Raw genomic sequence first — 5805 nt, 5'->3', positions numbered from 1 at the left:
AGCCTTCCACCTGCTCGATCCCAGTCAGGGTGTCGCCCTGGGCGTCGCCGCCGCCGCCGGTCCCGGCCGCCAGATCCACCGTCACCCCGGTGCGGCTGGCGGTGTAGATGGCAGTGTCGATGCCGTCGCCGCCGGTCAGCGCGTCGGCCCCGGCCGCGCCCTGGAGCCGGTCGTTGCCCTCGCCGCCGTCGAGCTGGTCGTCGCCGGTGCCGCCCCAGAGATTGTCGGTGCCCGCCCCGCCGGAGACGATGTCGTTCTCGCTGCCGGCATTGACCGAATCATTGCCGCCCCCGGCATTGATGGTGTCGGCCCCGGCATCGCCGATGATGACGTTGTTGATGTCGTTGCCGGTCAGGCTGTCGGCGAAGCTGGAGCCGTGCAGGTTCTCGATATTGGCCAGCGTGTCGCCCTGGGCGTCGCCGCCGAGGCCGGTGCCGGCCACCAGGTCCACGGTCACCGCCGCGGACGAGCCCTCATAGCTGGCGAAATCCGAATCGGCGCCGCCGTCGAGCACATCCGCGCCGGCACCGCCGTTCAGGATGTCATCGCCCTCGGTGCCGTTGAGGGTGTTCGCGGCCGCGTCGCCGGTCAGGACGTCGTTCAGCTGGCTGCCGCTGACGCCTTCGATGCCGGAGAAGGTGTCGCCCTCGGCGAAGCCGCCATGCGCCGTGCCGGTGGCGAGGTTGACCGTGACGCCGACATCCGAGTTCAGATACGCGGTGACGTCGAAGCCGTCGCCGCCGATCAGCGTGTCGGCGCCCCAGCTGCCATGCAGCTCGTCATTGCCGGCACCGCCGTCGATGACGTCGTCGCCCGCCATGCCGATGATTCGGTCGTCGCCCTCGATGCCGAGCAGCGTGTTATTGCCTGCATCGCCCCAGATATTGTCGTTCAGCTGGCTGCCGCTGACGCCTTCGATGCCGGAGAAGGTGTCGCCGGCGGCGTAACCGCCCTCGGCCTGGCCGGTGCCGAGATTGATGGTGACGGCGGCGTCCGAGTTCAGATAGCCGATGATGTCGATGCCGTCGCCGCCGATCAGCGTGTCGCTGCCCCAGCTGCCATGCAGCTCGTCATCGCCGGCACCTCCGTCGATGATGTCGTCGCCTTCCATGCCGATCAGCCGGTCGTTGCCGTCCAGGCCGTTGATGGTGTCGCCGTCGGCGGTGCCGCTCAGATTGTCCGCATCGGCGGTGCCGTTGATAAGCGCCATGGGTCGCATCTCTCCAAGAAGATCTGGATGGGTACGTTCCCGGCGGGGCCGTGAATGTAAGGGGCTATCCCGCGGAACGCGGTTGAAACAAAAAAATGCAATGACGGACAGAATCGGTCTGCCCACCGTGGCGATTCATCATCGAAGCCCCGACCGGTTGCAAGGACTTTTTGCCTAGGTTCCTTCAAAACTTCTTGCAGCAGGCGTACAAGATTGAATTGACGAAAGAAAATCGTCACGCAGGCGAAGTATGAAATACAAAGCCGGATCGCTGTTTGGCGATCCGGCAAGGTCGGTTCCGGTGCTGGCATGACGGGACCGGCCGCCGGACGGGCGGCCGGCCCCCCGGGGCTGCTACAGCACGAAATCCGCTGCGGTCAGGGCGTGGTCGGAGATCACGGTGATGATCGAATCCGGGCTCTTGTCGCCATTGGCGTCGAGATAGACGCCCTGGCGGCCGTCGCCGAAATCCACCACCCGCAGTTGCCCCGCGACGCCGGTGAAGCCGCCGGTGCCGAAGGTGAAGGCGGTGTCGCCATTCTCCGGATTACCGTCGGCATCGATGCCGGACAGGTCGATGCGGTCGCCGGCCGCGAAGTCCGCGATCGTGTCCTTGCCCGATGCCGCCACGGTGCTGTCGCCGATCGCGGTGTAGACGAAGACGTCGTTCCCCGCCCCGCCCTTCAGGATGTCCGCCCCCGCCCCGCCGGCGAGCCTGTCATCCCCGCCCAGGCCCCAGAGGGCGTTGGCGCCGGCGTCACCGGTCAGCGTGTCGGCGAAGGCCGAGCCCATCGCCTGCTCGACCCCGGCCAGCGTGTCGCCCTGGGCGTCGCCGCCGGTGCCGGTGCCTGCCGCCAGGTCGATCGTGACCGCCGCGGCCGAGTGGCTGTAGACCGCGGTGTCGATGCCGGCGCCGCCGGTGAGCGCGTCGGCCCCGGCCGACCCTTCGAGATTGTCGTTGCCGTCGCCGCCGTCGATCTGGTCGTCGCCCGCGCCGCCATAGATGGTGTCGTCGCCGGCCTCGCCGAAGACCACGTCGTTCTCGCTGCCCGCATCGACCGAGTCATTGCCCACGCCGCCATGGATGGTGTCGATGCCGGCGCCGCCGACGAGCCGGTCGTTGCCGTCACCGCCGTCGAGATTGTCGTCGCCCGCCTCGCCCGAGAGGCTGTCGTCGCCGCCATTGCCGACGATGGTGTCGTTGCCCAGCTCGCCGCCGATGATGTTGCGGTCGTTGCTGCCGGTCAGCGTGTCGTCGTTGCTGGAGCCGTAGAGGTTCTCGATGCCGGTCAGCACGTCGCCGTCGGCATCGCCGCCCGAGGCCGTGCCGGCCAGCAGGTCGACCGTCACCCCGGCCGCGGAGTCCTGGTAGTTGGCGAAGTCCGACCCGTCGCCGCCGATCAGCTGGTCCGCCCCGGCGCCACCGCGGAGCGTGTCGTCGCCGGCGCCGCCGTCGATCACATTGGCGTCGGCGCTGCCATAGAGATGGTCGGAGAAGGCCGAGCCGGTGAGGTTCTCGATCCCGCTCAGCGTGTCGCCCTCGGCGTCGCCGCCGCTGCCGGTGCCGGCCGCGAGGTCGATCACGACCCCGACAGCCGAATTCGCGTAATACGCCGTGTCGATGCCATCACCGCCGACGAGCGCGTCGGCGCCGTCGAGCCCACGCAGGATGTCATTGCCGGCGCCGCCGGTGAGCGCGTCATTTCCCTGGTCGCCGTTGAGGATATCGTCGCCCGCCCCGCCCAGCAGGATATCGTCGCCCTCGAAGCCGTGCAGCTGGTCGGCGCCGTCGCCGCCCGCCAGCACATTCACCAGCGCATTGCCGCGGAGGGTGTCGTCGAAGGCGCTGCCCGTGACGTTCTCGATATTGGTCAGGGTATCGCTGCCGTCGCCGCCCCGGCCGGCCCCGGTCTGCAGGTCGACGGCGACGGCCGCATTGCCGTAGAAGGCGGTGTCGATGCCGTCGCCGCCGTCGAGCGCGTCGGTCCCCGCCCCGCCCTCCAGGATGTCGTTGCCCGTGCCTCCGGCGAGGGTGTCGTCGCCGTTGATGCCGCGCAGGACGTCGTCCCCGCCCCCACCCAGGAGGTTGTCGTTGCCGTCGAAACCCCGCAGAATGTTGGCGTTGGCATCGCCGATGAGGGTGTCGGCGAACGCGCTGCCGTTCACGTTCTCGATGCTGGTATAAGCATCGCCGGCCGCAAAGCCGCCGGTCCCCGAACCGGTCAGGAGATTGACGGTTACGGCGGCCGTCGAGGCCTAGTAGCTCACGGTGTCGTTGCCGGCGAGGCCGTTATAGGTATCGGCGGAACTCAGGCCGTCGAGCAGATCGTCGCCGGCGGTTCCGTTGATCACAGCCATGATCTATCCCCTCCTTCGAAGTCAGCACAGGACCGGGGCCCACGCTTCACGGGGCGGACGGAGCCTTGGGCTCTCACGATTGATACGATTGGGTCGCTTGCACCGGCACAAGGTGCATAGGCGCGGAAACGCACTCCTCGGAATTGAGGATGAAACAGAAATGCCAAGCTGGATAGGACGGGCCGCCTATCGCGCCAATTCATCGGCAAAAACTGAAAAACCATCAAGAAATTTTTTCGCACGCTCCAAAACAGCTTCCAGCCTGCGATCGAGGATGAACCTTCCCCAGGAAAAACACTGCGGAGCACGCCGATTCGAAAGGATGTATTTGATTATTATTTTATATCTTCAAATACAGAAATGCCGGGCATCCCCGGGGAGGGAGCGTCCGGCCCGGAACCGCTACAGCACGACATTGCCGCCGGCATCGATCGATCCGGGCCTGGGCGAAACGGCAGAATGGCAATCGATTGCTGCACGATGGCAACGTTACCCCTCTTTGCAAGCGCTTTTTCCAGGGTCTAATGGAGCTTTCGATCGGCCATATCGGCCGCCAACCCGCCAGCGGTGCCGCGCCGCCACCGGGGCGGGACCGGCGGCGGGAAAGAATGCATAGGATTATGGGCAGCCGCCCGATAAGCCGCGAGGCTTTCAGTCCTCTCATGCGCGACGTCGCAAGGCTGGCGGGCGTCGCCACCTCGACCGTCAGCCGCGCCCTCGCCCAGCCCGGCCGGGTCAACGAAGCGACGCGCCGCCGCATCCTGGCGGCAGCCGAGCAGCTGGGCTACGTCCCCAACGCCGCCGCCCGCAACCTGCGCGTCGGCACGTCGAACATCATCATGGCCGTGCTGCCGGAAACGACGATCACCTACGGCACCTCGCAGATCGTCGCCGAGGTGCTGCAGACCGTCGCCGCTACCCTGTCGGACAACGGCTTCAACCTGCTGATTGCCGGCCGCAGCCGGTCGCGGGCGGGGGAGCAGCACATCCCCGACCTCGCGGTCAGCGGCATCGTCCGCGGCGCGATCCTGATCGGCAGCGCGGAGCTGCCGCCGGGCGGGCGGCGGTCGCCCGCCGGCGGCGGCCTGCCGGTCGTGTCGGTGCTGGAGGACCGCAGCGCGGCCGGGATCCCGAGCGTGATCGCCGACGACCGCCGGGCCATGCGCGGCGCCGTGCTGCGGCTGATCGGCCTGGGCCACCGCTCCTTCTTCTATATCGCCGGGCCGGCCGGCAGCTATCACGAGGCCGAACGGTCCGGCGGGCTGGCCGACGCGCTCGCGGCATCAGGCCTGCCCGAGCGCGCGGCGGTCCGCCACGGCGGCAGCCACACCTTCCAGGACGGCTTCGAGAGCGGCGTCGAGGCCGCCCGGGCCTGGCTGGCGCTGGAATCCCGGCCGACGGCGGCGATCGCCTGCTGGGACGACGCGGCGATCGCCTTCCTCAGCACCGTGCGGCAGCAGGGCGCGGCCGTGCCCGGCGACCTGTCGGTGCTGGGCTTCGACGGCGTCCCGGTCGGCGCCTTCTGCGAGCCGCCTTTGACCACGCTGCGGCAACCGACGGCCGAGCTCGGGGCGAAAGCGGCGGAGACCCTGCTGGCGCTGCTGGACGGCGGCGCGCCCGCCCCGCCCTTGCGCACGACGCTGCCGAACCAGCTGCTGCCGCGGGCCAGCATCGCCGCCGCCCCGAAGCGCCGCGGCCGCCGGACATCCCGCCCGCCCTGACGCGGCTGTCGCCCAAGTCAGATCGCGCCGGTGCCGCGCCAGCCGACCAGCGCGCCCTCATCCTCCACCAGATGCAGGCGCTGCGCCGCGACCCGGCCGAACTCCAGCACCAGCGCCTTGCGCCGCGGAGGCGGCAGGCGGTGCTCCGGCGGCGCCCGCAGCAGCACGGCGTCGAAGCCGTCGGCGACGATCAGGCCGCAGTCCGGCGCGATCAACTCCTGCGGGAAATCCTCCGGCACGGCGAAGCAGAACCGGTCGCAATAGGCGGCGTAGTTCGGCCATTTGCGGTCGCCGCGGAAATCGGCGATCGAGACCTTGACCTCGACCAGGGTGATGCCGCCCGCCCCGTCGATCGCGAAGATGTCGGCGCGGCGGCCGTCGGCCAGGCCAGCCTGGCCGGCGGCGGCGAGCCAGCGGCGCACCCCGCGCGTGACCTGCGCCGTCTGCAGCCGGGCGAGAGAGTCGATGATGTTGCTTCTTTGTTCCATGCCAGGCCATCCTAGACTCCGTTCGGGC

At 69.0% G+C, this 5805-nt stretch carries 5 protein-coding genes; 1 reads left to right on the top strand and 4 read right to left on the bottom strand.

The features are described 5' to 3' along the window. From ABDW35_RS30710 to ABDW35_RS30700, 3 genes are all read right to left on the bottom strand, one after another. Positions 1 to 1210: calcium-binding protein (locus ABDW35_RS30710; protein ID WP_343717644.1), on the bottom strand; the 1210-nt coding region annotated here is incomplete at its 3' end. Positions 1211 to 1564: 354 nt separating this feature from the next. Further along, on the bottom strand, positions 1565 to 3376 hold the full coding sequence (locus ABDW35_RS30705; protein WP_343717643.1) for a calcium-binding protein: 1812 nt from the start codon (positions 3374 to 3376) through the stop codon (positions 1565 to 1567). A gap of 90 nt (positions 3377 to 3466) precedes the next feature. After that, complete coding sequence (locus ABDW35_RS30700) at positions 3467 to 3568, bottom strand: hypothetical protein (protein WP_343717642.1); 102 nt, start codon at positions 3566 to 3568, stop codon at positions 3467 to 3469. 662 nt (positions 3569 to 4230) lie between these two features. Between ABDW35_RS30700 and ABDW35_RS30695 the strand changes: the two genes are divergently transcribed. Next, the gene (locus ABDW35_RS30695) at positions 4231 to 5289 is read left to right on the top strand and encodes a LacI family DNA-binding transcriptional regulator (RefSeq protein ID WP_343717641.1); all 1059 of its coding nucleotides are present in this window, start codon (positions 4231 to 4233) and stop codon (positions 5287 to 5289) included. Between the two features lie 17 nt (positions 5290 to 5306). Here ABDW35_RS30695 and ABDW35_RS30690 read toward each other — a convergent pair whose 3' ends face one another. Further along, positions 5307 to 5777 carry an MmcB family DNA repair protein gene (locus tag ABDW35_RS30690; protein ID WP_343717640.1) on the bottom strand — a complete coding sequence of 157 codons (471 nt, stop codon included), beginning with the start codon at positions 5775 to 5777 and terminating at the stop codon, positions 5307 to 5309. Positions 5778 to 5805 lie beyond the last annotated feature (28 nt).

Origin of the sequence: Inquilinus sp. (genome assembly GCF_039594555.1) — a bacterium.
Taxonomy (GTDB): Bacteria; Pseudomonadota; Alphaproteobacteria; order DSM-16000; family Inquilinaceae; genus Inquilinus.
This window is presented reverse-complemented; position numbering and strand designations above follow the sequence as displayed.